Here is a 24,649-nt window from a genome sequence, read left to right as displayed (position 1 = left end):
CAAGACAGCGCGCACCGTCATGCACACCCCGACTCGTTTCTTTGGCTGGACCGTCCTCCAGGCCACCTTCGTGCTGGCCATCTTCGGCTGGGGCGTGGGTTTTTACGGCCCGCCCGTGTTCCTGCACGCAGTCGTGCAGCGCACCGGCTGGAGCGTGGCCCTGGTATCGGCCGCCGTCACGCTGCATTTTCTGTGCGGCACCCTGATCGTCGCCAACCTGCCGCGCCTGTACCGGCGCTGGGGCGTGCCGGCGGTGACGGTGGCCGGCGCGCTGGCGTTGGCGCTGGGCGTATCCGGCTGGGCGCGCGCGGCCGAACCATGGCAGTTGTATGCAGCCGCGCTGTTCTCCGGCATGGGCTGGGTGACGCTGGGCGCAGCAGCGGTCAACGCGCTGATCGCGCCGTGGTTCGTCCAGCGCCGGCCCGCCGCGCTGGGCATGGCCTACAACGGCGCCAGCGTCGGCGGCATCGTGTTCTCGCCGCTGTGGGTATTCCTGATCGGCGCTTGCGGCTTCGCGCAGGCCGCCGCGTGGGTAGGCGCGGCGATGGTGATCGTGATCGCGGTGCTGGCGCGCCGGGTCTTCGCCGTCACGCCCCGGCAACTGGGCCAGCATCCCGACGGCCTGCCGCCGCAGGCGCCGGCACAGGCGGCGACCGCGCCGGCCGTGCCGCGGCTGTGGCGCGACCGCGCCTTCCTGTCGCTGGGCGCGGGCATGGCGCTGGGCCTGTTCGCGCAGATCGGCCTGATCGCCCACCTGCTGTCGCTGCTGGCGCCGCTGCTGGGCGCGCAGACCGCCGGCATCGCCATGGGACTGGCCACGGCCAGCGCCATCGCCGGCCGCAGCCTGGTGGGCTGGCTGATGCCGCCGGCGGCCGACCGCCGCCTGGTGGCCTGCCTGTCGTACGCCACGCAGATCGCCGGCTCGCTGGTGCTGATGCTGGCCATGGAGCACACCTGGGCGGTGTGGCTGGGCGTGCTGCTGTTCGGCGCCGGCATTGGCAACGCCACCTCGCTGCCGCCGCTGATCGCCCAGGCCGAATTCACGCGTGCGGACGCGGCGCGGGTGGTGCCGCTGATCGTGGCCCTGTCGCAGGCCGCCTACGCCTTCGCGCCGGCCGTGTTCGGCGTGCTGCGGACACTGTCCGGCCAGGGGCCGCACCCCTTGTTCGGGTTCCTGGCGCTGGCGGCGGCCCTGCAGGCGGCGGCGATCGTCTGCCTGGCTTGGGGCCGAGGCGCCTCACGCCACGTCAATCCAGGCCGCCGCGACGCGCCACCAGCCCGGCCATGACGGCGTCGCCATGCTCGCCCGCCAGCCCGGCCGCCACGCCCTGGCGGTCGGCGGCGTTGCGGTTCTGGCTGACCTTCCATTTGCCTTCGATGCGCGTGATGGCGATCTCCACGCCGACGATCGCGCGCATCTGCGCGGCGATGAAATCCTCGGGCGCGTCCTCCACCCGCCAGGGCTCGACCCGCGCCTTCTCCTGCGCGTCGGTCAAGGCGCCGATCTGGGTCCGTACCCAGGCCGCGTCATCGTGCACCGTCGGCCTGCCCCAGACATGCACGGCGACGAAATTCCAGGTCGGAACGACCTTGTGTGTCTCGGCCTTGGTGGCGTACCAGGACGGCGTGATGTAGGCCTGCGCGCCATGGAACACCACCAGGCATTCGGCGCCCGCGGCCAGTTCCCGCCATTGGGGATTGGCGCGCGCCATGTGCAGGCGCAGCACGCCTTGCGGCCCTTCAGGGTAGAGCAGACAGGGAATGTGGTTGGCCATCAGCCCGCCTTCCCCGCCGGTCATCAGCACCCCGAGAGGATGCGCGCGGATGAAATCGTGCTGGACCTCGGGCGAGTCTTCACGGAAAGCGGACGGCAGGTACATGGCGAATGACGTGGTCGGTAAGAAAAGCCCACCTTAACGCCGCCCTGGCCCCATTGCCAGAGCCATAGGCATCGCAATTCATGGAGCCATGCCATGGCGCCATGCCCGCGCCGTGTCAGGCCAGCGCCTTGACCAGCAGCACCGTGGTGAAGCCGCTGTCCCATTCCTCGTCAGGGTAAGTGTCGGCTTCGACATAGCCGTGCTTGCCATAGAACGCGCGGCTCTGTGTGTTGAAGGTGTCGGTCTCAAGGCGCGCCTGGCGGTGGCCGTCGGCGCGCATGCCATCCTCGGCCAGCGCCAGCAGCGCGGCGCCGACGCCACGCCGTTGCCAATCCGGATGCACATGCAGCGCCCAGATGAAGTTCTGCTCCCAATCGACCATGCCGGCCACGCGGCCATCGGCCTCGCACACATGAAAGCGCGCGCCGCGCTCGGCGACGTAGCGCGGGATCTTGCCGCTATCGAGGAAATACCGGTATTTCTCCGGCGTCATCTGCGGCCGCCAGGTGCCTTCGTAGGTGCGCGTCAGCACGGCTTCCAGCGCCGCCACGTCGTCGGGCCGCGCCGGCCGGACGATCAGAGTGTTCGAAAATTGCGTCATGCGCGGCAGTGTAGCAACCGCGCCGCCGCCTCACCGCATCACCGCCGCACACGCTCATAGGCCTGCTTCATGCGCTCGCGCGCGGCAGTCTCCTGCGCATAGGCACGATCGTAAGTGGCCAGGCAATCCGGTGTCGGATCGGGCCATTTGATGGCGGCGATGGCGCTGGTCAATGCGTCGCGCGCGCGCTGCCATTCCTTGACGGCGGCATACCATTCCTTGCTCGTGTCCATAGCGCATCCCCCCTATGTGCACGACGTCCATCGTAGACGTTCCAGCGCGGCCGACAATACAGGGTTTCGCCGATGCAAAGGGATGAGGCCGGATGCCATCCGGATGAATACCCTGAACGCGGGGCTGGCCCCGGGCGCGGTAGAATTGCGCCGAACCGCGCCTGGCATGCGTATTGCCGCGCGGATCGCGGCAAGCGTTGCGCCATGCGCGACGCGCCAACCGGGTATATTGCGCGTCCGCGCTGGCGCCGGATCCGCCGCCAGGCCCGGTCCGCGATCGACATCGCGGCCTTCCGACAACCCATCACCACACACGCCCCCCATCAAATAGTGAACGCACCGCCGCCGCGGCGGTCGTACAGCAGCCGGCGCGATACCGCGCCCGCCGCTTTTCCCCATCACGATGCGATGAATATTGACGTCAACCCTCACTTACTCACGGCCACGGCAAATGCTACTGTTCCGCCTGTGCAAGGAGTACAAGCAATGGATCAGAAAACGAAACCCTGGGCCTTTCCCAAACCCCATCCGGAAAACACCCCGCGGGGCGAACGAAACAAACAGGAGATCGACACGCCGCCAGTAACCCAGACGCCCGCGGCCAAGCCGCGCGGCAAGAAAAGCGCCGCCCCGGCGGCCGCCGCCACCAAACCCTGACGCGCCTGACGGTCCTGCCGTGCCGCGCGCGCCCATGCGCCGCCGGCACGACGGGACCGCGGCCGGCTCGACGCGATGCGCCACCATCGCGCCCATGCGCCGCTTCGCCTCACCCGAGACCATGCACTACACCCAGGACCCGAACACCCCGCCCGCCGCCACCGTCAGCTTCGACGACTTCATGAAGGTCGACATCCGCGTCGGCACCGTGATGGCCGCCGACCCGTTCCCCGAAGCGCGCAAACCGGCCTACAAGCTCACCATCGACTTCGGCGCCGGCGTCGGCATCAAGAAAAGCTCGGCGCAAATCACCGGCCGCTACAGCCTCGAGCAATTGCCGGGCAAGCGCGTGCTGGCCGTGGTCAACTTCCCGCCGCGCCAGGTCGGCCCGGTGCGCTCCGAAGTGCTGGTGCTGGGCCTGGCCGACGATGCCGACCACACCATTCTGGTGACGCCCGAGCACCATGTGCCCAACGGTGCCAGGCTGACCTGAGGCGCGCGCCCCGTCCGATCAAAGTCGGACGCAATGACCGCGTGACCCCTGCGCGTTCGGGCTATTCTCACTAGCCTGTCGCGGTGGATACGTATAAACCCTTCCTGGCCGACAGAGACATGGCGCCATGGCCCCGGCCACCCGGCGCGACCGTAATGCCGTGCAAAGGTGGGAAGAATGGCGGTCAAGCATTACCGCGACTGCAATGTCCTTGAAGCCGCCCGGGCGCGCATCCGCCTGGCGTTCAAGTACTTCGAACGCGTCTGCGTCGCCTTTTCGGGCGGCAAGGACAGCTCCGTCACCCTGCATCTGGCGCTCGACGTGGCGCGCGAAATGGGACGCGGCCCGGTGCACGCGGTCTTCATCGATCTCGAAGGCCAATACCAGGCCACCATCGCCCACGTCACCGAGATGTTCCAGCGGCCCGACGTCCATCCGTGGTGGATCTGCCTGCCCATCAACCTGCGCAATGCCTCCAGCCTGCGCGAACCCTACTGGTGCGCCTGGGAACCGGGCCGCGAGGCCGACTGGATCCGCCCGCTGCCACGGCATCCCGCCGTGATCAGCGATCCCGGCTATTTCCCGTTCTACCGCCATCGCATGGAATTCGAGGAGTTCGTGCCCGAATTCAACCACTGGCTGTCGCGCGACGCGTCCACCGCGTTCCTGGTGGGCATCCGCTCCGACGAATCGCTCAACCGCTACCTGGCGGTCAAGCGCCGCAGCAAGAAATGCGCCTGGACCCCGCCTGGCGCGCGCAAGGCGCTGGCCTGGAGCACGCGCGACAAGCTGAGCGACAGGGCCGTCACCTTCTTTCCGATCTACGACTGGAAGTTCGAAGACATCTGGCGCTACACCGGCGAGCACCGCCACCCCTACAACCGGCTCTACGACCAGATGCTGCGCGCCGGCGTGGCGTACTCGCAGATGCGCATCTGCCAACCCTATGGCGACGACCAGCGCAAGGGGCTGGACCTGTTCCACAAGCTCGAGCCGGCCACCTGGTTCCGCGCCGTCAAGCGCGTCGAAGGCGCCAACTATGCCGCCCGCTACTGCCGCCAGCGCTTTCTTGGCTATCGCGGCGGCCTCGGCCTGCCGCCCACCTTCAGTTCCTGGCGCCAGTACAGCCAGTTCCTGCTCGAAAGCATGCCCGCCACGCTGCGCCAGGTATACGCGCGCCGCATCGACGTCTTCATCGCCTGGTGGGAACAGCACGGCCAACCGCTGGCCCAGTGGCCCGATGCCGGCATTCCCGATCTCGAAAACCGCAAGGCGCAGCCATCCTGGCGGCGCATCGGCCTGTCGCTGCTCAAGCAGGACATGGCCCGTTCACTGTCGTTCGGGCCCGCCCGCCGCGACATCGACACCGTGCTTGCCCCGGCACAGCGGACGTCCCCATGACCGCCCTGAACCAATACGACTTCCTGCGCCTGACCTCCTACGACGACGAGGCCGCCTTCTTCGCCCAAATGGGGCGCTTTTTCGCCAGCGCCACGGTGCGCCGCGACTGCGGCGGCTACCCCCTGAACGACAGCGCGCGCCACCGCTGGTTCGTGGTGCGCCGGCGCGGCCAGCAGCGCCTGCTCGGTTTCGTCAGCATCGAATTGCAGACCGGCGCCGTCCGCATCCGCGACGGCTACATCCGCCCCGAAGCGCGCCAGCGCGGCCTGTTCCGGGAGCTGCGCCGCCAGGTGCTCGAATTCATCGACGAACGCGACCAACCCTGCACGCTACGCGTGCCGCGCGACTGCGCGACGCTGCTGCTGCCGCACGGCTTCCAGGTCCAAACCACCCGGGGCAACTGGGTCACCTTGAAAAGGAACACGCATGCCACACGTAACGGATCTGGAGAACCGCGCCAGGACCTTGTTCGAGGAACTGCGCAACCTGCCCCTGGCTTCGCGCATCGACGCCATCAACCGGATCCGGCGCTGCCTGCATGAGCACAGCCCGTTCGCGGCTGAACCGGTCGACTGCGTGCAGTGGATTCCCGGCTACCAGGTCGAGGCCAACGACTACAACCCCAACAGCGTCGCGCCGCCCGAAATGCGGCTGCTGGAGCTGTCGATCGCGGCCGACGGCTATACCCAGCCCATCGTCGCCCATCATGCGGCGACGGATCGCTACGTGGTGGTCGACGGCTTTCACCGCCAGCGCGTCGGCAAGAAGAAAGGCCCGATCCAGGCGCGCGTGCACGGCTACCTGCCGCTGGTGACGATCCGGCCGGGCCGCGACGCGGCCGCCGACCGCATCGCCGCCACCATCCGCCACAACCGCGCCCGCGGCGTGCACGGCGTGATGCCCATGACCGAGATCGTGGTGCGCCTGCTGCGAGCCGGCTGGAGCGACGCCGACGTGGCGCGCCAGCTCGGCATGGACGAAGACGAAGTGCTGCGCTTCAAACAGGTGTCGGGCCTGCCCGAGCTGTTCCGGGATCACAGCTATTCTCGATCCTGGGAATAACCGGCGTCTCGGCCAGCGGCAGGGTCAGGCGCGCGCAAAGGCCGCCGCCCGCGGCCGGCGCCAGCGCCAGCATGCCGCCATGGCGCGCCGCGATGGTCGCCACGATCGACAGCCCCAGGCCCGCCCCCTCGACCTGACGCTGGCCGCGCCAGAACGGCTCGGCCGCCTGTTCGCACTGCGTCGCGGTCAGGCCGGGACCATGGTCGCGCACCGCCACCACCAGCCAGTGCGGCAAGACCGTGGCGTCGACCTCCACCGGCCGGTCCGGCGGCGAATACTTGAGGGCGTTGTCCACCAGGTTGCGCACCGCGCAGTCCAGCAAGGCGTCCGGCAGCGCCGCCCATGGCAGTTCGCCGGGCAGGCGCCAGCGCACCCGGGCGGGCTTGCGGCACGCCACCCGATCCAACACCGTCATGGCGTCGCAGGCCGGCCCCTCGGCCGCCTCGGCGCCATCGACACGGGCCAGCGTCAACAATTGTTCGATCAGGCGCTCCAGGCGCTCGGTGCCCAGCAATGCCTGCGCGATCGCCTGGCTGCTGGCCGCATCGCGCGCCGCCGGCAGCCGTTGCAGCACCTGCAGATGCGCCTTGATCGCGGTGACCGGCGAACGCATCTCGTGCGCGGCGTAATCCGAAAAATGCCGTTCGCGCCGCAGCGTTTCTTCCATGTGCCGCGCCAACGCATGCGGCGCCGGCAGGCGTTCGGCGCCCCTTCTTGGCAGCCCCCTTGCCGCCAGCCACCCGGCCACCACCCCGGCGACCCAGGTGGCGCCCAGCAGCAGCATCGCGCGCCCGCCGGCGATCATGGCGTCGGCGCCCCCAGCCGGTAGCCCCAGCCGCGCACGGTTTCGATCAGGTCCGCGCCGAACTTGCGGCGCAGCTTATGGATGTGCACGTTGACGGCGTTGCTCTCGACCCGGTCATCGAAGCCATAGAGGCTGTCGTGCAGCTGGTCCATGGTGAGGATCTGCCCGGGATGCTGCAACAGGGTCTGGAGCAAGGCCAGCTCGCGCCGCTGCAGCGTGATGCGGGCGCCATCCAGCAGCACCTCGCCGCGCGACGGAAACAAGGTCAGGCGGCCGTGGTCGATGCGATCGCTGGCATGCCCGGCCACGCGCCGGATCACGGCCTGCAGGCGCGCGCCCAGTTCGTCCAGGTCGAACGGCTTGGAAAGGTAATCGTCGGCGCCGGCCCGCAGCGCGTCGACGCGCTGCGTGACCGCCGAGCGCGCGCTCAGCACCAGTACCGGCACGCTTTCGCGGCGCGCGCGCCATTTCCGCAGCAGCGTCATGCCATCGCCATCGGGCAGGCACAGATCCAGCAGACAGGCGCAGACATGGGATGTCTGCATCGCCAGGTCGGCCTGCCGCAAGCTGCCGACGGCATCCACCACGAACCCCTGCAACCCGAGCCCGGCCTGTATCGCCATGGCGATGGAAGCGTCATCCTCGACCAACAAAATGCGCATCGCAGACTCCCTGTCCCGGCACGTTATACTTATTAAAGTAATAAGTTAATTTCTAAAAGTTATTAGCCATGTTGACCGCGACCCTGCTCGGCCTGTGTATCGGCGTCTCCCTGGGCCTGACCGGGGCGGGCGGCGGCATCCTGGCGGTGCCCGCGCTGATGTTCGGCCTGGGCCTGACGCTGCCGCAGGCCGCGCCGGTGGCGCTGATCGCGGTGGGCATCGCATCGGCGGTCGGCGCCTTGCAGGGCCTTTTGCGCGGCCTGGTGCGCTACAAGGCCGCCATGCTGATGGCGGCGGTGGGCGCGCTGACCGCTCCCCTCGGATTGTCGCTGGCCCGCCACCTGCCGGCGCATTGGCTTAGTCTGACATTTGCCGGCGTGATGCTGCTGGTGGCGGCGCGCATGGTGCAGCAATCGCGCCGCGGCGCGCCGGGCGACGGCGCGCCCGAGGCGCCGCCCAAGGCCTGCCGCCTGTCGCCCGAAACCGGCCGTTTCGTCTGGAACCGCCTCACCGCCGCCACGCTGGGCGGCATCGGCGCGGTGTCCGGTCTGTGCACCGGCATGCTGGGCGTGGGCGGCGGCTTCATCATCGTGCCGGCGCTGGCGCACTTCAGCGACGCGCGCATGATCAGCATTGTCTCCACCTCGCTCATGGTCATCGCGCTGGTATCGGCTGCCACGGTCAGTTCGGCGCTGCTGCACGGCCTGACGCTGACGGCGGCGCAATGGGCCTTCGTGGCCGCCGCCATCGCCGGCATGGCGGCGGGCCGCATGGTGGCGCCGCGCGTGCCGCAAGCCGTGCTGCAACGGGTCTTCGCGGCGGTCTGCGTGGTGGTCGCCGGCGTACTTGCCTGGCGCGCCTGATACGCCGGCCGCGCGGCGCCCACGCCAGCGCGGCGTATGGTGCGATCGGGTGAATCGCCGCGCGGCCCCCGCCCGCGAACCAAGCTGTTCCTACGCCCGGCCGAGCTGGCCGCGCGCGGCGAGGCCGTACCGGAACAGACCTTGCAGGCGCGCACCGACGGCCGCACGCTGACGCTCAAGAATGCATCGCCCTACTACGTCACGGTGCTCTGGCTGGGCACGGACCGCAAGCAGCGGCTGCCCGGCTTCGACACGCCCGTCATGCTGGCGCCGCGGTCGGAGCAGACGCTGAAGGCAGTGCTGCCCGCCAGCGCCGGCCAGTTGATGCTGGGCAACGTCGATGATTATGGCGGCCTGCGCATGAACCGCTACCGCTGCGAAGCGGGCCTGTGCGTGTTCCAGGAGCGCACCGGCGACTGACGGCAGCGCGGGCGCCGGATCGTCAGCGGCGGCAAACCCAGACGCCCAGACCGAGCATGCCGATGAGCGCCGTTCCGAGGACAATTGCCGCATGCTCGCCCCGGTCCGTACCCAGCAGGTACAGGACACACACGAGCGCCACGGTAAACACGATCAGCACCCCCAGGACAAAGGGGCGCCAGTTCCTGCGCGCGGCGCGCAACCATCCGCTCAAGGCAACTCTGGGTCTGCTCATGGGCTCAGTGGAAATTCGAATGCCGGGGTTACATTCTGCCAAACTTCTCTTTGGTGGAATAGTGTTTTCCATAAATCGAACTAATCTCACGCTGCCTGCTGGCCCTGGTCGGCAACGGCGAGCCGGCGTTCCATACGCGCCAACACCGACAGCGCCGCCACCATCTCCCGCGGCAAGGCCGAGCCGGGCAGGCAGACGTCCGCGCCCGCCAGCAGGAGCTTGGCGCGATCGGCCGAGCCCGCCCGATCGCTGACGATCGCGATCACGCCGGCCAGCCGCGGGCAATGCGGCACCGCCAGGAAGCGCAGCAGCCACGACGAGCGCCCCTCGACCAGCAGGTAGTGCCTGCCCGGCGCGCCAGCCCGCGCATACAGGCTGGCCTGGGTCTCCGCATAGAGGCTGACGGTCGCCACCGACTCCTTCAGACAGGTCGCGAGGCGCTCGGCGCGGTCGAGGTATTGGGCGTGCACATGCAGGTTGTGCAGAAAGGCGAAATGGGCCACGGCGAAAGCACGGAATTGGAAGCATGGGATTCTAGAAACGCCGCTTCGCCGCGACCATCAGACAGTTCCTAAAGCGCCACCGCCAGGCCGTCGAAACGCCGTGCCCTTCCGGCCGTCGATTAGGAATCGTCTGATACCGGGCTTGGTCATGGATCGCTCTAATGGCGGACTGCCGACCGCCGACGCGTGCACGCCATTACCGCTCGGCCCGTTCCGTCCTGGACGAGCCGGGCCGCCCCCTTGGAGATTACAAGCCATGTTGTCCTATCGCGTCCTGATCGTCGACGACCAACTATTGCAGCGCGAGTACCTGAAAAACCTGTTTCTCCAGGCCGGCATCGCGCATGTGGAAACCGCTGAGAACGGCTCGCATGCCTTGCGCCTGCTGGAGCAACAACCCTACGACCTGGTGCTGAGCGATCTGCTCATGCCCGAGCTGGACGGCGTGCAGCTGATCCAGCGCCTGTCCACCTACGAAACCCCGCCGCTGCTGGCGGTGATCAGTTCCTCGCCCAAGCGCCTGATCTCCGGCGCCAGCCTGGTGGCCAAGACGCTGGGCATGCGCGTCATCGACCAATTGTCCAAGCCGGCCCAGCCCCAGGCCATCATCGCCCTGGTGGCCAAGCTGAAGGCCGCCTCGCGGCTCAAGGCGGAATCGCTGGTATCGGGCCAGATGTTCGACCGTGCCGCATTGCAGCAAGCCTTGACCTCGGGCGAAATCCGCGCCTGGTTCCAACCCAAGATGCGGATCGGCGATGGCACCATCGTGGCCGCCGAAGCCCTGGTGCGCTGGGTTCGCCCCGATGGCAGCGTGCTGCTGCCCGGCCAATTCCTGCCGGCCCTGATACTGGACGAGCTCGAAGACGACCTGCTATTGTCGATGCTCGCACAGACCATTACCGCGCAACACGCCTGGCAGCAGCATGACTTCCGGGTGGAAGTCTCCGTCAATCTGCCGACGCACCTGCTGCAGGACGCCGAATTGCCGGACCGCCTGTACGACCACGTCATGCGCCTGGGGGGCAACCCGCGGGACATCTGCTTTGAACTGACCGAGGGCACGACCACGGATGCGATAAGCGATTACTACGCGGGCGCCTGCCGCCTGAGGATGAAGGGCTTCGGCCTGGCCCAGGACGATTCGGGCCAGGGCTACAGCTCGGTGTTCAACCTGGTGTCCACCCCCTTCACCGAACTGAAGATAGACCGCTCCCTGATCAGCCGCTGCGTTACCGACGACGGCGCGCAGGCCGCGGTCGAGAGCATCGTTTCACTGGGCCGGCGTTTGGCGCTGAACGTGGTGGCCGAAGGCGTCGAAACCTGGGAACAACTGGCCCAGCTCAAGAAGATGCAATGCGACATGGCGCAGGGCTTCCTGATATCCCGCGCCCTGACCCCCGAATTGCTGCTGGGATTCCTCAAACGGAATCCCGCCGTCTGACGATGCCGCGCTCAACGCCCAGCCCCTCCCCCCGCATCGCCACCATCGGCGATCTGGCCCGCATCTCCTTGCGGGTACAGGCGCTTTTCGTCGTGACGCTGATCATTACTGTGATCATGCTGGTGCTGTGCTACTGGATTGTGAATGGTCTGATCCACCTGGCCAGCAATGAGGCCCGCACGCATTTCCAGCAGCTCGCCGCCAACCTGCATGGCCAGGAGTCCATCCTGGCGCGCGCCACCCGCAACGATGCCGTCCGGCTCGCCCTGGCCCCGCCGCAGGCGCGCCCGGCCTCGTTCGAGCTGATCGACAGCAACGCCGTCACCAATACCTACGAGGGCCAGCGGGAAAGCCTGGCCATGCCTTACATCATCAAAGTCAAGCGCGATGACAACGCCGCCGGCGGCGACCTCGCCAGCCACCTGCAGAGCGTGGCGGCCGGGCTGTCCAACGTCTATGGCACCTATCGCAGTGCCTGGCAGCAGCCCGGCATGCAGGCTTTCCTGCTCGATCTGAACAGCCCAGTCAGCATCTCGGTGCCATGCTCCGATGATTCCATGACCGACGACGTGCACCGCTGGTGGCGCTGCCCCCTGTCGGCGGACCGGGTGCGCGAACTGATCTATACCCAGTCGAGTCGCCCCAGTCCGGCCGGCGACCGCTGGATCAGCGTCACCCTGCCCAGCGGCGGCGCGGACCGTCTCGGCTATGTGGTGTACAGCGCCATCGAGCTGCCGGACGCGCTGTGGCTGCCCGATACGCCCAAGCGCGACCTGGTGCTGGCGACCTTCATCGAAATGCGCGACGTATACACCGGCGACCCGGCCTATGGTCGCGTGTACTTCGAGCGCCTGGACATTTTGCCGGGCGCCAAACTGTTAGGCGGCGCCAGCGAACATGGCGCGCTCGAGGAAGTCCACAGCCGCGTGCATTTCGGGCTGGAAGGCACCCGCATCACCACCTGGTGCGACGACGGCTGGACCGCCAGCTACCTCGTGCCCTACGCCCAGTTCTTCCTGGCCGCGCCCGGGCAGTTGACCGCTTTCGCGGCGCTGATCCTGTTGTGCGCGGGCGGCTGTGTGGTGCTGTACCGGCGCCATCGCAACCTGGTGGTGCGGCCGGCCCAGGCCAGCCATGAACGGGTGGTCGAAAGCGAGTCCTTCAACCGCGCGGTGATCGAGGCCGCGCGCGTGGCGGTCTGCGCGCTGCGCGTGAGCGACCACCGCATCGTCGCCAAGAACCGCCTGGCCGACGACTGGCTGGGGGACGAAGAAATCGTCAGGCGCCTCACCTTCGCGCCCGACAGCCCGGCCAAGACCGGCGAAGTCGAGATCAATGGCCGGCACCTGAGTTTCAGCGCCTCGCGCCTGACCTACCAGGGCCAGGATGTGGTCCTGGCCACGTTCAGCGATATCAGCGACCACAAACGCGTGCAGACCGCGCTGGCGCAAGCCAAGCGCGCCGCCGACGACGCCAACGCGGGCAAGACGGTGTTCCTGGCGACCATGAGCCACGAAATCCGCACGCCGCTCTATGGCACCCTGGGTACGGTCGAGCTGCTCGGCCTGACACCGCTGACCAACCTGCAACGCGGCTACCTGCGCACCATCCAGACCTCGTCGGCCGGTCTGCTCAATGTGATCAACGACATCCTGGACGTGTCCAAGATCGAGTCGCGCCAGATGACCCTCAAGGATCACCGGCTCGACCCGGCCACGCTCACCGAGGAAATCTTGCAGGCCTATGCGGCCACCGCGGACGCCAAGGGCCTGCAGTTCTTCTCGACCATCGCCACCGATGTGCCGGTCTATGCCTACGGCGATGCGCTGCGCATCAAGCAGGTCTTGAACAACCTCGTCAGCAATGCCATCAAGTTCACCGAAGCCGGCTGGGTCCGGGTCGACCTGACCCTGGGGGCCACGAGCGAGCATCAGGCCATGCTCGAATGGCACATCGCCGATACCGGGCTGGGCATTGCGCCCGATCAGCAACCGCATCTTTTCCAGCCGTTCTATCAGGCGCACGCCACGCCCGGACACGCCCTGCCCAGCACCGGGCTGGGCCTCTACATCTGCCACAGCCTGTGCGAACTGATGCAAGGCACCATCACCCTGGACAGCAGCCCGGGCCGCGGCAGCGCATTCACGTTCAGGCTGCCGTTGCGGATCACGGCCGACGCCACGCACCGGGTGGGCAACGGCGAGATCGCCGCGTCCTCGTCGGTCTGGGTGCGAGCGCCGGTGGCGGACCTGGCGCAGGATACCTGCGCCTGGCTGACGCTGGCCGGCGCCAACGCGCGTCCCCTGCACAACACCGCGCCCCTCAAGGACGACGGCATCCTGGTGGAACTGCTGCCCGAGCGTCTGCCGCCGATCGAGTGGAGCGGACCGCGCGTGTCGTGCATTCCCGACGGCCCCGACAAACCGCAATGGAGCCTGTCCGAAATCCACGTGACCAGTCACCTGCGGCACAGCATCGTCGAGGCGGTGGCCCTGGCGCAACGCGGCAGGCCAACCCCGGCCGAGGCCAAGCAGGCCGAAGCGGACACGACCGATGATCCCGGCCCCGGTACATACCGCCCGGATGCGGGGCTGCGCAGGCTGGGATTGCGCGTGCTGGCCGCCGAGGACAACCCCGTCAACCGGACCCTCTTGGTGCGGCAACTGGAAGAACTGGGTTGCGAAGTAACGCTGTGCGCCGATGGCGTGGAAACCCTGGCCCGCTGGAACAGCGACGAGTTCGACGTGCTGATCACGGACATGAACATGCCGCTGATGAATGGCTACGAACTGGTGCGCACGCTGCGCGCGCGCAGCACCAACGCCCCCATCATCGGCTTGACGGCCGACGCGCTGCAGACGCAACGGGAAGCCGGTTTCGCCGCCGGGTTGAACGCCTGGGTGGTCAAGCCCGTGGACCTGCGCACGCTGCACGACGCGCTCAGCACGGCCTGCGCGCGCATCATCAGCGCCAAGTTCGCCGGCCCCCCGCCGCAGAACAAGCCCAAGGAGTTCTATGACGATCACCTGCGGGCGGCCTTCCACACCACCATGCGCGAAGACATGGCCGCCATGCGGGCGGCCCTGGCGGCGCGCGATCCCGCCGCGGCCGTGGCGATGCTGCACCGCATGCGCGGCTCGCTGGTCGTGGTCAACGCGGAGGACATTGCCCGCTTCTGTGGCGTGCTCGAACAGAAAATCGCCACGGATGGGCTGACGCCCGTGCTCGAAAACGCCATCAAGAGCACCCTGGCGCAAATCGCGGAGCAATTCAAGGAACTGTAATCACGCCCCCAAAACAGCCCGAACAGACCGCAGGCCAACTCGCCAAGCGCATCACACAAGGAGCGATACCATGACCCGAATCCTGCTGGCCGACGATCACCAAGTCGTGATCCTGGGCGTTCGCAACGTGCTCGAAGGCGCCGCCCGCTACCAGGTCGTGGGCGAGGCCACCAACGCCACCGACCTCATCTGCAAGGCGCGCGAGCTGGCGCCCGACATCATCATCACCGACTACAACATGCCGTCGGAGGACGGTTATGGCGACGGGCTGGCATTGGTGCAATACCTGCGCCGCCATTTTCCGAAGGTGCGCATCCTGATCCATACCATGATCACCTCGCCGGTGATCGTCGCCAGCTTGTACGAGGAAGGCGTCAGCGGCGTGTTGTTCAAGAGCCGCGACCTGGCCGAGATCCTGACGGCGCTGGGCACGCTCGAAAAGAACCAGGTCTACCGCAGCGGGCAGCAGACGGCGCTCAGCGCCTATCCGCGCGAGGCGCAGGATGCGGCGGCGCGGATCGCGCGGCTCTCGCCCAAAGAACTGGAAGTGCTGCGGCATTTTCTGTCGGGCACCTCGGTGGGCGACATCGCCCGCATCATGAACCGCAGCGTCAAGACGGTCAGCACCCACAAGATCGCCGCGATGCGCAAACTGGATGTGGAAACCGATCATGAACTGGTCATGTTCGGCGTCAACCACGATGTCTTCAAATGAAAACCATGCCTGACACGCCTCTAGCATCGCGCCGCCCCCGGGCGCGTCACCTCCCTCACGTGCGGCCGGCGCGCAAGCGCCTGCTCATCGCCCTGGCGCTGCTGGCCGGCGCGGGTAGCGGGTTGCCGCCCGTGGCGGCACAGGCAACGGCACAGGCAACGGCACAGGCACGGCTCACCGTCATGGCCTACGGCGTGAATGGCTTCGACCAGAAATACATGCGCACGGTCATCCGCCCCTTCGAAGCCGCGCATCCGGGCATCACGGTGAGCTACTACGCCGTGCGCGACTCGCGCAACGCCCTGGCGGTATTGCGCGCGCAACGCATGGCGCCGCGGGTCGACGTCGTCATCATCGACCCGCCCAATGCGCGTCTGGCCCAGGCCGAGCAGCTGATCGCGCCGCTGGATCCCACGCTTGTCCCGAACGCGGCCGACCTGGGGTCCATGGGCCGAGAGCTGGGCTTCTGGGCGCTGCCGGCCATGTACGATTCCATGACGCTGGTGTACGCCAAGTCGGCGTTCGCGCAGCCGCCCAAGAGCTGGCGCGACATGTGGGATCCCAAGTACCGCGGCAAAGTGACTGTGTCCACCAACCAGGCCGTCAATGGCAGCATGATCGCGCTGACGACGCTCGCCAACCGGCTGGCCGGCGCGCCCGATGGCATCACCAGCTTCGACGCGGCCTTCGCCTATCTGGAAAAACTGGCGCCGAACATCCTGACATGGACCCCGCGCCCCAATCAGTACTGGATGGTGGCGCGCAACCAGGCGCTGTTGGCGTTGGGCTGGAATTCCCGCAGCCAGAGCCAGATGGACAGCCTCAGCGGCTACGCCACGACCGTGCCCCAGGAAGGCACGATCGCCGTCCCCATCCTGATCGCGCGGGTGGCCGACCGCCCGAACGGCGAGGCGGCCCAGGCTTTCATCAATTATTCCTTGAGCCCGCCCGCGCAACAGGCCTTCGCCGAAGCGATGTACTACGCGCCCGCGAACCAGAAGGCCAAGGTCAGCGAAGCGGCTCGGCGCAGGATTCCGCTGCTGGCGCCCGAGGTCGCCGCGCGCCTGATCCCCCTGGAGTGGGCGAATATCACCGTGGCGCATATCGCCACGCTGCGCGCGGCGTGGCTGGCGCGCATCATGAAACCCGCCTCGTAGGGGCAAAACACCGCGCTGCTCGCTGCCCGCCGCGAGTACCGGAATCGTCTGATGGTGCGGTGCACGGTCCGGTTGTTACCTTAGTTTCCGTGATGAACGCAAGGGCTCCCGCCCGCCGCGTTGGAACACAACAACCGACCTGCATCCACTTCCGCTTCTCAGACACCATGAAACTCCATATCAGCACGCTCTCCGCCGCCGTTCTGGCGTGCGCCACCAGCATCGGCGCCATCGCCCAGAACGCCCCGGCCGCCGCCCCCAGCTTCAAGATCAACGTCACCGGCACCATCGCCCCGGGCAGTTGCACGCCCGCCGCCAGCGCCCTGACCTTCGACATGAAGAACATCAATCCGAAGTCGCTGAACGCCGACAAGGTGACGATGCTGCCGGCGCTGACCAACAAGGTCAAGATCACCTGCACCGCCGACACCGCGATCGCGCTGAACGTCACCAGCAGCACCTCCGCCCCGGCAAAATGGGATTCGGAATTGAAGAACCATCCCCAAGGCGTGTCGACCCGCGAGCCGTCGTTGTACGACCTGGTCGACCCCGCCGATGGCAACAAGCGCATCGGCGTGTACGGCATGCAGTTCCGCAACTTCATGTACACCGGCGGCGGCACGGGCTCCACGCCCACCAAGGCCAGCGTGATCAAAAGCGACGACAAGGTCAGCTGGAGCTACACCAGCGACCAGAACGGCTGGGATACCGCCCAGCTCAAGCGTGACGGCAGCAATTACGTCTCCTTTTCCGACGAGAAGACGCAAACCGTCCCGGCGCTGGCGAGCGTCTTCGAAGGCGAACTGCTCATCGCCCCCCTCATTCTCGCCAAGAAGGACCTGAAGCTGACCGGCGACCTGAAATTCGAAGGCGGCGCCACCATCACGCTGAACTACCTCTGATCCGCGCATTCATGCGTGGCACAGGCTTCGACATTCCGAGAGCAACAATGAACCATCTCCAATCCAGCAAGATCCTGTTGGCCGCACTGGCTTGCGCGGCCGGCGCCGTGACCTCGGTCGATGCATCGGCCGCGCCGTCCGCGCCCGCCGGAACCGCCGGGCTGAACGTCGCGGTGGGCGGCGTCATCACCCCGGGCAGTTGCACCCCGGCCGCGAAATCGGTGGCCTTCGACCTGAAGAAGATCAACCCGGCCTCGCTGAAGGAAAAAGCGGAAACCCCGCTGGCCCCCATCGTCCAGCCCTTGTCCATCAAATGCGATGGCGGCGATGCCGCCGTGGCCCTGTCGGTCACCGGCGCCCTCAAAGCCGCCAAGGCTTACGATGAGTCGCTCGATCACAAGGCCACCAGCATCCGCGCCGCGTCGAAAAAGGGCTACATCTACGACCTGGTGGATGCCGCGACCGCGACAAACCGTATCGGCCGCTACGTGTTCCAGTTTCGCAACTTCCGCTACACGACCGCCGCCGCCACCGATGGCAAGGCAGTCAAGGCCCTGGTCGCGTCCAGCGAGGACCGGGCCGCATGGAGCACCGCGGCCGACACCGATGAGAACGCCGCGCAACTGAAGTCCGACGGCTCGAACTACGTGACCTTCGTGGACGCGGCCACGCCCACCGTGCCGGTGAGGGCCTCGCTGTTCGATGGCGACATCGTCATCGGCGCGGTGGTCTCGCCGAAGTCGGAACTCACGCTCAACGACAACCTGACGTTCCGTGGCGAAGCCACCATCACGCTCAGCTACCTCTGATCCGGACGCCTGCCGCCGTGCGACAGACGGCGGCAGGCTGAAGGCCACACGAACATGAAACTCCGAACTTTGTTTTGCTGGGCCGTGGCGGCCATGCCGCTGGCGAGCCTGGCACAGGACGCTCCCCTGAACATCGCGGTGCAGGGCCAGATCAAACCGGCCGCCTGCACCTTGCAGATCGCCGAACAGGGCACCTTCAACTATGGCCGGATCAAGCTGAAGGACCTGAACAAGGACAGCTTCACATTGCTGCCCGCGCTCGACCGCGAGCTGCGCATCGCCTGCGAGTCGAAAACCAAGGTGGCGCTGACCATCAGCGACAGCAACGCCGGCCAGGTGGCGTTCAAGCAGGACATCGTGTTCTTCGGCGGACGCGGCAAGAGCTGGTCGCCCGCCCGCCAGTATGGCCTGCGTGATGACAAAGGGCGCAGCCTGGGCGGCTGGGCCCTGCAACTGGTGCCCGGCTTCAAGGTAGACCAGCAGGCCACGGACTCCATCTACAGCGCCGACCAAGGGGCCAACTGGGAGCCGTCGGTCGGCAATTTCTTCCATGACGATGGCAGCCTGGAAACCTGGAGCCTGCCTGGACAGAAGCTGCCGGCGTTCGGCAATGAATTCGTGGGCACGGTGCGGATCCAGGTGGCCCTGGATCGCAGCGCCCAACTGGGCGTATCGGCCGAGGTCCCCTTCATCGGCGGCGCGGTCCTGACACTTGTCTATCTTTAGCGGCCGCGGCCGCCTCGTGCCGGGAGCGCCGGCGGATCATGAAGCCATACCTGATACTCCTTTGCGCCCTGCTGGGCGCCGCGCCTGGCGCCCCGAGCCGGGCGGCGCCGCCCGCGGCCGGCTGCCGGATCCAGCTTGGCGGCGGCGCCGCCATCGACTACGGCCGGATCAAGCGCAACCTGTTGCGCGCCGCCGAGGCCGCCCCGTTGCCGCCGCAGCAACGTCAGTTCACGCTGACCTGTGAACAGCCCGCGAAGCTCGCCTTGCGGCAGTCGGCCAGCGACGGCGCGGCCCAGCCGGCGGCCGGCGGCAGGCTGGGCCTGACGCCGCAGACCAGCCATGGACTCGGGCGGGCATCCGGCCGGCCACTGGGCGCTTTCGCGCTGCGCTGGCGGCGCGACGGCGCCACGCTCGATGGCGTGCCAGCGCAACTGATCATCTCGTCCGACGGCGGCGCCACCTGGCGCGACATGCAGGACGACACGGTAGTCGGCGATGCCGACCTGATCGCCTGGTCGCGCGGCGGCGAACGCCGCCCGGCCAGCGGCCGCAGCCTGACGGCCGGCGTGCGGATCGAATCGGCGATCGCACCGACCGCCACCTTGTACCTGGGCCGCGAGGCCCTGCTCGACGGCTCGATCAGCCTGTCGGCGATTTTCCTGTAGCCCTTCCGAGGGCCATTACCGCGGGCCGCTTGCGGCCGGCATCAACACGTCTTTTACCTGCTGCCATGAAAACCTTCCTGACCCTTGTTTCCCTGGCCGGCGCCCTGCTGGCCAACACCGCCGGCGCCGCCGGCGTGGTGCCCGAAAGCTCGGTGCTCATCGTCGATGAGGCCACCGGCGAGGGCACCATGACCGTACAGAACACCGACACCGCGCCGGTGTTGCTCTATTCGGCGATCGAGAACGTCGCCGAGGACACCGAAGAACTGCTGGTCGTGACCCCGCCGATGGCTCGTCTGGAAGCCGGCCAATCGCAGTTGGTGCGCTTCATGCTGACCCGCAAGGGCCCGCTGGCCACGCAGCGCCTCAAGCGCGCCACCTTCGAGGGCATTCCCTTCGCGCGCGATGCCGACAATCAGGTGCAGACGACCTTTCGCCAGAACATCCCGGTGATCATCCAACCGCGCGGGCTGGAAAAGCTGAAAGACCCCTGGACCCGCCTGAGCGCCAGCGTCGACGGCGGCAAACTGCGTCTGTGCAATGACAGCAGCTACGTGGTGCGAATGGCCCAACAGGCGCGCCTGGACAGCGGCAACGTCAACCTGCCGCTGCCCAAGACCTATCTGCTGCCCGGTGAGCGTTTCGAACTGCCCCTGGCCGGCAAGCACGCCGCCGCCACCGGCACGGTAACGATCTGGCCGGCGACCGTCTACGGTTACGCCGCGGGCCAGCACGCGATCACCTTAGGCAACGGCTGCAAGCCGACGCCCGGGAAATGAACCCGCTCGCGTACCCGGCCGTGGGGCTGGCCGTCCTGCTCGGCATGATGGTCTCCCCCGCCGCGTTCGCGCAGCAATTCGACCCGCAGACCTTGCGCCGGCTGGGCATCTCGCCGGAAACGGCCGCCTATTTCAGCAAGACCGCGCGCTTTCTGCCGGGCGTCACCCGGGTACGCCTGCGGGTCAACGGCGCCGACTTGGGAACGGCCGACGTGCGCTTCGACGAGGAAGGCACGCTCTGCTTCACCCCCGACCTGCTGCGGCGCGCCGGCCTGAAGGTGCCGGACGGCACCGCCGACCAGGACTGCCCGGACTATCGCAAGGCCTACCCCGAAACCGCCATCACGCAGTTGCCGAATCAGGCGCAGGTCGACATCGTCACACCGTTGGCCGCGCGCGCGCCGGTCGAGGAATCCATGGTGGGGCAATACGCGTCGGGCGGTGTCGCCGCCCTGCTCAACTACAACATCAGCGGCGCGCGCAGCGGCAATGGCGACACCGGCTATCAGTACCTGCGCGCCTACAGCGAAACCGGCCTGAACATCGCCGACTGGATCGTGCGCAGCCGCCAGGACTATTACTCGCAAGGCGGACGTTCGACCTTCACCCAGGGCGACACCTATGCGCAGCGCGCCGTGCCGGCGTTGCGCGCCACGTTCCAGGCGGGCCAGATATCCCCCACCGGCTCATTGTTCGCCGTGGGCACCCTGCGCGGCGCGCAGCTGTTCCCGGAATACGCGCTGCGCCAGACCCAGGCCTCCGGCGTCGGCTTCAGCGGCATCGCCAACGGCCAGAGCCGGATCGAAGTGCGGCAACTGGGCACGTTGATCCTGATGACGCAGGTGCCGGCCGGCGCCTACACCATCAGCGACGTTCCCATCATCAGCGGCAACGCCGACCTGGACGTGCAGGTGATCGCGAGCAATGGCGAACGGCAGCAGTTCGTGGTGCCGGCGGCTTCCTTCGGCGCCGTGCGCAACACCACGGCGCCGGGGCTTTCGGTCGCGGTGGGACGCTACCAGGCTTACCGGGGCAGCGACAGTCAGACCCCGTTGGTGACCACCGCGAGCAATGGCTGGAACCTGGGCGAGCACAGCACCCTCAATGCCGGCCTGCTGGTGTCGGCGCCCTATCGCGCCCTGGCGGCCACCTTCGCCGCCTCGCCCAGCGCCGCCCTCAACGGCTCGGTCGGCATCCGCATGTCGAGCGCCTCGGCCGACGGCGCCAGGCGCCAGGGCCGGCAGATTGCCGCGACCCTGTCGCTTTCGCCCCTGGAGCGCCTGTCCACCAATGTCTCGGCGACCTGGCAGACCGAGGACTACCGCGACCTGGCGCAGGTGCTGCAACGCACCCGCGACCCACGCGCCGGCGCCAGGGCGAGCCAGACCTATACGGCCGGTGTATCCTGGTTCCAGCCCACGCTGGGCTCGCTGTCAGCGACCTATTCCGCCAGCCGCCTGGGCGGCGTGGACGCCACGCGTCAACGCGCCACCTTGTCGTGGAACCGCAGTTTCGGACGCGCGTCGGTCACGCTGTCGGCGGCCCGGGACCTGAGCGCGGACACGCGCGCGTACACGGACAATCAGTATTTCCTGACGCTCAGTTTTCCGTTGGGTAGCGCCAGCGCCGGCGTGTACGTCAGCAAGGCCGGCGACAGCAGCGCGGTCGGGGCGAGCTATTCCGACACGCTCAGCCCGCAGTTCAGCTACAACCTGAGCTCCAGCGTGGCCAATCCCGGCCACGCCGTCAATTCGTCGGTGGCGATCGATACGCTGCCGCGCTATGCCCGCGTCAATCTGTCGGCCAACCGTGATGCCCAGGGCGGCGTGTCGACCAACTGGGGCGTGCAGGGCGCGGTGGTGGCGGCCGGCGGCGCCGTGGCGTTTTCGCCGCACCAAGTGGGCGATACGTTCGGCATCGCCAAGGTCGGCAACCTGGGCGGGGTGGAGATCCAGACGCCGGCCGGGCCGACCTGGACTGACGCCTGGGGCCACGCGGTCATCCCCGAGCTGCCCGCCTACAGCGAAAGCGCGGTCGAGATCAACACCACCAGCCTGCCGCGCAACGCCAACCTGCCCAACGGCATCCAGTCGCTCAAGCCGGCGCGCGGCGCGGTGCAGGTGGTGGACTTCAATCTGCGCCAGGTGCAGCGCTATCTGCTGTCGGCGGTGTCGGCCGATGACCGGCAGCCGCTGGCCGAGCGGCTGCCGGTGATGGATGGGCGCGGCCATGTCATCACCCTGGTGGGCCGGCGCGGCCAGATCTTCCTGGATGACGCGTATGCGCTGCCGCTGCAGGTGGGCCTGAAGGACGGCGGCAAATGCATCCTGGAATTCCAGCCGGTGGCCGAACCGGACCCGGACCGGCCCTACGAAGACGCCGCCGCGCTGTGCCGCCGCACGGCGGCCAGCGCGACGCCCGGCTAGAACCGGTATTGAACCGAGGCCTGCACCGCTCGCGACTGCTCCCCGCCGCCATAGCGGCCCTGGTAGCCCACCCGCCCGCTCCAGGCGCCGCCATTGGCGACGCTCAGGCCGGCCGAGACCAGCATGCGGTCGGCCGGCGCCATTGCGATGGTCTGCCCGAAGCTGCCCGCCATGCCGCGCAAGTGGCCGCGCACTTCGCGGGTCTTGCGCTGGAACTCATGCTCCCAGGCCAGGCCGGCGTAGGGTCGCCACAGGTAGTCGCCATGGCGCAGATCGGCCTGCAGGCGCAGCCCCAGCGTGGACGCCAGCGAGCGCCGGGTCTGTTCGCGGTAATTCATGCTGGTCGCGGTGCGCCCGCCATCGCGCGACTCGTTGTAGCCCCTGACATTGATGTTTTGCCAGGTCAGGCCGAGCGAAGGGATCAACGTGAAGGCGCCCGCATGCCAGTCGTATTGCGTCGAGGCGGACAAGGCGGAGGTCGTCCCAGTAGTCGAACCCCGCTCGCGCAAGCGGGCAGGCCCGATGGCGAACTCGCGGGCCACGTCGCCATAGCTCAGGTAGCCGACGCTACCGATCAGCGCCGCCGACCAATCGCCCGTGCGATAACGGCCGTACGCCGACAACTGGGTCTGGCCAAGGCGGAACCAGCCGGCGTCCCGTCCCAGCGTGGCGTGGTGCTGGACCTGGGACGCGCCGACCCCCACGAGCCAGTTCTGGCCAACGCCGCCGTCGATGCCAATGAGCAACATGTCCATGCGGTTGCCGAAGCCGGGCTTCCAGGCGTCGCCGCCACGCTGGCTATCGTTGGCGCGCTGATACGAGGCATAGGTCTGCACGCCGGAGGTGTTGTCACGCACGCGCAGACGGTCTCCGATCGCGGACAGGCTGGCGCGCGTGCCCGCCACCGGCGCTTCGGCCAGCAGGCCGATGCGGGTGGGCGCCTGCAGCACCGACAGCACGTAATCGGACAGCAGCGCGTGCCCGATGCCGCTGGGGTGGATGCCGTCCGCGAACAGATAGGTACGGTCCGCATCGGGCGCCACCAGGTTGGCGCGGCCGCACCAGATCGCCGCCTCGGCCCCACACGCGGGCGTGGTCACGTTGCGCAGGCCGTAGCGCTGCGGATGGTCGATCACCTCATTGAGCAGACCATGGACATCAAGGGCGACCAGGTTGCCCTGGTAATCCGCGAGCTGGCTGTTCAGCGAATCATTGAAGGTCGAGGCCATGTAGCTCAACAGGCTGCGCGCCTGGGCCGGCAAGCCCAGCGCCCGGGGGGTGCGGCCAATGTCGGGCAGGTTGACGACGAGCACGGTGCCCGCGCCGGCGTCGCGCAAGCGCATGACCTGGCCGGCGACGTCGACGGCGGTCTGGCCGGAGATCGCCAGCACCTGCCGTGCCGCGTCGGCCCGCGTCACGGGTACCGCCAACGAACCTTGATAGGTCTCCATCGTCGCCATCAGATCGTTGGCGCCCACCCAGACCGAATACAGGCCGTTGCGGCTCAGGCCCCCAGGGCGGCTCTGCAACAGCGCCGAGATCTGGTCTTTGACCGAGGGAATCATGTAGTGCAGGGACAATTTCCCCATCCCGGTATCCAGCTCGGGCAATAGGTATTGGGTGGCCTGTGTCGTGCGCGCGCCGCCCCAGGCGTAGTTGTTGCCGCCATCCCCCGCCGGTTTCCAGGCATCCGCATTGCCACCACCCAAGGCCCTAGCCAGATGGAACGCCCAGGTGGAATCCGGATTGGTCGTGTGGGCGGGCAGCAGGGGCCTGCCCCAGAGAATGTAGGCCGTGTCGGCTACCGTCATCGTGGATGCGGCGCGGGATAATGGCTGCGCCAGGTGGAGGGCATAATTTGGCAGGACCTGGGTCTTCAATACCTCTAGAATCCGGGGTTTTCCCGTCACCATCGCTTGATCGACGAGAT

The 24,649-nt window shown here is 67.8% G+C and carries 26 protein-coding genes; 18 read left to right on the top strand and 8 right to left on the bottom strand.

Translation table 11 applies throughout. The features are described 5' to 3' along the window. The first annotated feature begins 19 nt into the window (after positions 1–19). Positions 20–1,288 carry an MFS transporter gene (locus tag K2W61_RS16400; RefSeq protein WP_175133441.1) on the top strand — a complete coding sequence of 423 codons (1,269 nt, stop codon included), beginning with the start codon at positions 20–22 and terminating at the stop codon, positions 1,286–1,288. Here the strand turns inward: K2W61_RS16400 and K2W61_RS16395 are convergent. The 3 genes from K2W61_RS16395 to K2W61_RS16385 form a co-directional block, all read right to left on the bottom strand. After that, positions 1,248–1,880: an FMN-binding negative transcriptional regulator gene (locus K2W61_RS16395; protein WP_175133440.1), complete on the bottom strand. Its 633-nt coding sequence runs from the start codon at positions 1,878–1,880 to the stop codon at positions 1,248–1,250. The two genes, K2W61_RS16400 and K2W61_RS16395, sit on opposite strands and share 41 nt — an antisense overlap. Before the next feature lie 115 nt (positions 1,881–1,995). Continuing rightward, positions 1,996–2,481 (bottom strand): GNAT family N-acetyltransferase, encoded by a 486-nt coding sequence (locus K2W61_RS16390; protein WP_175133439.1) that lies wholly within the window; start codon positions 2,479–2,481, stop codon positions 1,996–1,998. A 38-nt stretch (positions 2,482–2,519) separates the two neighbouring features. Beyond that, positions 2,520–2,714: a hypothetical protein gene (locus K2W61_RS16385; protein WP_175133438.1), complete on the bottom strand. Its 195-nt coding sequence runs from the start codon at positions 2,712–2,714 to the stop codon at positions 2,520–2,522. Between the two features lie 204 nt (positions 2,715–2,918). Between K2W61_RS16385 and K2W61_RS16380 the strand changes: the two genes are divergently transcribed. From K2W61_RS16380 to K2W61_RS16360, 5 genes are all read left to right on the top strand, one after another. Next, the gene (locus K2W61_RS16380) at positions 2,919–3,371 is read left to right on the top strand and encodes a hypothetical protein (protein WP_236756079.1); all 453 of its coding nucleotides are present in this window, start codon (positions 2,919–2,921) and stop codon (positions 3,369–3,371) included. 121 nt (positions 3,372–3,492) lie between these two features. Then, entirely contained in the window at positions 3,493–3,864 is a 372-nt protein-coding gene (locus K2W61_RS16375; RefSeq protein ID WP_175133529.1) for a tRNA-binding protein, read from the top strand. A gap of 177 nt (positions 3,865–4,041) precedes the next feature. Further along, positions 4,042–5,265, top strand: coding sequence for a phosphoadenosine phosphosulfate reductase (locus K2W61_RS16370; RefSeq protein ID WP_236756078.1), 1,224 nt, complete (start codon positions 4,042–4,044; stop codon positions 5,263–5,265). Then, the gene (locus tag K2W61_RS16365) at positions 5,262–5,807 is read left to right on the top strand and encodes a GNAT family N-acetyltransferase (RefSeq protein ID WP_236756077.1); all 546 of its coding nucleotides are present in this window, start codon (positions 5,262–5,264) and stop codon (positions 5,805–5,807) included. Before K2W61_RS16370 ends, K2W61_RS16365 begins: the two co-directional genes overlap by 4 nt. After that, a complete protein-coding gene (locus K2W61_RS16360) occupies positions 5,692–6,327 on the top strand; it encodes an IbrB-like domain-containing protein (RefSeq protein WP_175141436.1) in 636 nt (211 codons plus the stop codon). Before K2W61_RS16365 ends, K2W61_RS16360 begins: the two co-directional genes overlap by 116 nt. Here the strand turns inward: K2W61_RS16360 and K2W61_RS16355 are convergent. Together K2W61_RS16355 and K2W61_RS16350 are read right to left on the bottom strand one after the other, a co-directional pair. Continuing rightward, a complete protein-coding gene (locus K2W61_RS16355; protein WP_175133433.1) occupies positions 6,263–7,132 on the bottom strand; it encodes a sensor histidine kinase in 870 nt (289 codons plus the stop codon). The genes K2W61_RS16360 and K2W61_RS16355 overlap by 65 nt on opposite strands. Beyond that, a complete protein-coding gene (locus K2W61_RS16350) occupies positions 7,129–7,794 on the bottom strand; it encodes a response regulator (protein ID WP_175133432.1) in 666 nt (221 codons plus the stop codon). The genes K2W61_RS16355 and K2W61_RS16350 overlap by 4 nt, the downstream gene beginning before the upstream one ends. Positions 7,795–7,862: 68 nt before the next feature. Between K2W61_RS16350 and K2W61_RS16345 the strand changes: the two genes are divergently transcribed. Both K2W61_RS16345 and K2W61_RS16340 read left to right on the top strand, forming a co-directional pair. Beyond that, entirely contained in the window at positions 7,863–8,657 is a 795-nt protein-coding gene (locus K2W61_RS16345) for a sulfite exporter TauE/SafE family protein (protein ID WP_175133431.1), read from the top strand. A gap of 36 nt (positions 8,658–8,693) precedes the next feature. After that, positions 8,694–9,077: a fimbrial biogenesis chaperone gene (locus K2W61_RS16340; protein ID WP_236756076.1), complete on the top strand. Its 384-nt coding sequence runs from the start codon at positions 8,694–8,696 to the stop codon at positions 9,075–9,077. Positions 9,078–9,099: 22 nt separating this feature from the next. On the opposite strand, the gene K2W61_RS16335 is transcribed toward K2W61_RS16340, so the two are convergent. Together K2W61_RS16335 and K2W61_RS16330 are read right to left on the bottom strand one after the other, a co-directional pair. Further along, on the bottom strand, positions 9,100–9,312 hold the full coding sequence (locus K2W61_RS16335; RefSeq protein ID WP_175133427.1) for a hypothetical protein: 213 nt from the start codon (positions 9,310–9,312) through the stop codon (positions 9,100–9,102). An 86-nt stretch (positions 9,313–9,398) separates the two neighbouring features. Continuing rightward, positions 9,399–9,782: a hypothetical protein gene (locus tag K2W61_RS16330; RefSeq protein WP_175133426.1), complete on the bottom strand. Its 384-nt coding sequence runs from the start codon at positions 9,780–9,782 to the stop codon at positions 9,399–9,401. Between the two features lie 289 nt (positions 9,783–10,071). On the opposite strand from K2W61_RS16330, the gene K2W61_RS16325 reads away from it, so the two are divergent. From K2W61_RS16325 to K2W61_RS16280, 10 genes are all read left to right on the top strand, one after another. Then, on the top strand, positions 10,072–11,256 hold the full coding sequence (locus K2W61_RS16325; protein WP_175133425.1) for an EAL domain-containing response regulator: 1,185 nt from the start codon (positions 10,072–10,074) through the stop codon (positions 11,254–11,256). Between the two features lie 2 nt (positions 11,257–11,258). Further along, a complete protein-coding gene (locus tag K2W61_RS16320) occupies positions 11,259–14,540 on the top strand; it encodes an ATP-binding protein (protein WP_236756075.1) in 3,282 nt (1,093 codons plus the stop codon). Between the two features lie 70 nt (positions 14,541–14,610). Then, the gene (locus K2W61_RS16315; protein ID WP_175133423.1) at positions 14,611–15,255 is read left to right on the top strand and encodes a response regulator; all 645 of its coding nucleotides are present in this window, start codon (positions 14,611–14,613) and stop codon (positions 15,253–15,255) included. Next, positions 15,252–16,412 carry an extracellular solute-binding protein gene (locus K2W61_RS16310; RefSeq protein ID WP_236756074.1) on the top strand — a complete coding sequence of 387 codons (1,161 nt, stop codon included), beginning with the start codon at positions 15,252–15,254 and terminating at the stop codon, positions 16,410–16,412. The genes K2W61_RS16315 and K2W61_RS16310 overlap by 4 nt, the downstream gene beginning before the upstream one ends. 167 nt (positions 16,413–16,579) lie before the next feature. Beyond that, positions 16,580–17,314: a DUF1120 domain-containing protein gene (locus K2W61_RS16305; RefSeq protein ID WP_236756072.1), complete on the top strand. Its 735-nt coding sequence runs from the start codon at positions 16,580–16,582 to the stop codon at positions 17,312–17,314. A 47-nt stretch (positions 17,315–17,361) separates the two neighbouring features. Continuing rightward, a complete protein-coding gene (locus K2W61_RS16300) occupies positions 17,362–18,123 on the top strand; it encodes a hypothetical protein (protein WP_236756070.1) in 762 nt (253 codons plus the stop codon). Between the two features lie 54 nt (positions 18,124–18,177). Next, positions 18,178–18,849 (top strand): DUF1120 domain-containing protein, encoded by a 672-nt coding sequence (locus K2W61_RS16295; RefSeq protein ID WP_175141428.1) that lies wholly within the window; start codon positions 18,178–18,180, stop codon positions 18,847–18,849. 38 nt (positions 18,850–18,887) lie between these two features. Beyond that, positions 18,888–19,514, top strand: a complete 627-nt coding sequence (locus K2W61_RS16290) for a DUF1120 domain-containing protein (protein WP_236756069.1) — start codon at positions 18,888–18,890, stop codon at positions 19,512–19,514. A 65-nt stretch (positions 19,515–19,579) separates the two neighbouring features. Continuing rightward, complete coding sequence (locus K2W61_RS16285; RefSeq protein WP_236756068.1) at positions 19,580–20,293, top strand: fimbria/pilus chaperone family protein; 714 nt, start codon at positions 19,580–19,582, stop codon at positions 20,291–20,293. Beyond that, entirely contained in the window at positions 20,290–22,719 is a 2,430-nt protein-coding gene (locus K2W61_RS16280) for a fimbria/pilus outer membrane usher protein (RefSeq protein WP_236756067.1), read from the top strand. The genes K2W61_RS16285 and K2W61_RS16280 overlap by 4 nt, the downstream gene beginning before the upstream one ends. On the opposite strand, the gene K2W61_RS16275 is transcribed toward K2W61_RS16280, so the two are convergent. Beyond that, positions 22,716–24,530 carry an autotransporter domain-containing protein gene (locus K2W61_RS16275; RefSeq protein WP_236756066.1) on the bottom strand — a complete coding sequence of 605 codons (1,815 nt, stop codon included), beginning with the start codon at positions 24,528–24,530 and terminating at the stop codon, positions 22,716–22,718. The genes K2W61_RS16280 and K2W61_RS16275 overlap by 4 nt on opposite strands. Positions 24,531–24,649: the final 119 nt, after the last annotated feature.

The organism is Achromobacter pulmonis (genome assembly GCF_021733725.1).
Taxonomy (GTDB): Bacteria; Pseudomonadota; Gammaproteobacteria; order Burkholderiales; family Burkholderiaceae_B; genus Achromobacter; species Achromobacter pulmonis.
This window is presented reverse-complemented; position numbering and strand designations above follow the sequence as displayed.